This window comes from Acinetobacter sp. 228 (assembly GCF_048147885.1).
In genome coordinates this window covers 1-1626 of the sequence record NZ_JAYWYV010000174.1, presented here as the reverse complement: position 1 = coordinate 1626, position 1626 = coordinate 1, and the positions used below count along the sequence as shown (strand labels likewise).

At 26.1% G+C, this 1626-nt stretch carries 2 protein-coding genes; one reads left to right on the top strand and one right to left on the bottom strand.

Translation table 11 applies throughout. From position 1 onward, the window contains the following. A partial coding sequence (locus VXQ92_RS17070) for a hypothetical protein (protein ID WP_416682620.1) occupies positions 1–927 on the top strand: 927 nt, incomplete at its 5' end. Here VXQ92_RS17070 and VXQ92_RS17065 read toward each other — a convergent pair. Then, positions 908–1626: hypothetical protein (locus tag VXQ92_RS17065; protein WP_416682619.1), on the bottom strand; the 719-nt coding region annotated here is incomplete at its 5' end. The genes VXQ92_RS17070 and VXQ92_RS17065 overlap by 20 nt on opposite strands.

The following is a 1626-nucleotide window of genomic DNA, read 5'->3' as shown; positions in this document are numbered from 1 at the left end:
AATCTTAATAATGTTGAGCCTGTCATTAATTCAATAGATAATTTATTTAAAATTAAAAAGCAATTAAAATCAGATGTGGATTTTGATGTTTTATTTCATAGTAATATTAGTTCTATTAGCTTAGAAAATGGCAGGAATTTTATTGATTTTCTTCAGCTTTTTGAAACTCCCAGTAATTCTGAATATATTGCATATTTAAGAGATAAAATATTTAATGTTCCTTATATTGATCAAATTGAAGATAATATTGAATATGATGTAAGTTATGAAAGTGAAATAGTTTCAGAGTTTAAAATTGTTTATAAGTTTAAGGATTGTATTTTAAAATCTTTTTTTACACATGAAAAATGGGAAAATTTTTTAATACAGTGTAAACAGCAAAGTCTTGATGAGAACACATCAGAAATAAATATTTCTGATGTTAATATTAAAAATATTGGAAAACTTGAAAAGATTGATGAAGATTGTTGGATATATGAATATCTGCAAAATGAAGATGAGAATAATCTTGATAGTTTATTAGCTAATTTATCTTCATATAATAATTTATTATTTTCCAAGGATGTTATCACTTCAATAAGAAGTTATGGTGAAAATACATCTTTAATCAATGCATTAGTTAGAAACTTTGAAATAATGCAACTTTATTGCGAAAAATTTTGGCATTTTGGTAATCTCCGTATTTCTCATTTAAAAGATTTAGGATTAACTACGATTAAGCCTGAGTCAGATGTAACTCTTTCAAAATTTGGTTCTCAAAGATTATTTATTGATCATAATGGAGTTAGATCTACTGAACCGTACTCATTTCATTTTAACTTACCTGACTTTAAAAGATGTTATATCAAAGGTATTGAGGAAGATGGAAAGAGAAAAATTCTAGTTGCATATATTGGTGAGCATCTCTCTACTGTTGATTCTCCTTAATGAATGCACCTGGCATAATTTCATAAATAGATTCTATCGCCTCTTTGATTTCAACATAAGTGGGATGTTGATCAGAAACATTTATTAAAGCATTATTTAATACAAAGTTAGCAACATCCCTTCCTAAACTTACAATTTCATCAAAACTATAATTTAAAGAGTGACTATTTTTTAAAAAGATAATTTCTTCTTTAATTATATGTCCATAACGATTGATAAAGTTTCTCTCGAGCTTCTTTTGGAAACTAAATGAACCTAATAACTTGGAAATTAAATAAATAATTTCTCCATTATAAAAAACTTGGCCTTTTACAGTAGATAGGTTACCAACAATAAGCACAATATCTCCATTATCTCGAGTAACTCTATTCATTTCATTAAGACTTAACGCCATGTCTATACAATATTGTGCAACTATTTTGAAGCGGTTTGCTCTATATTTTCTATTTGCTCCAATTTCACTTTTTGCAATAATTAAAGGTAACTTATCTAATGCTTCAATAGCTTTTCGATAATTATGATGATAATTAAATACATTTATATAAGGAGGCGAAGTTATTATTAGATCAAATTCATTTTTTGAAAATGGTAATTGTCTTGAATCACCTTCTTGGATATACAGTAAAGAATTAGGAGAATAGGGTAAATTTAGAAGCATTTTTTCTATATACTGTATAGATTTTAATAACACTTCTTTTT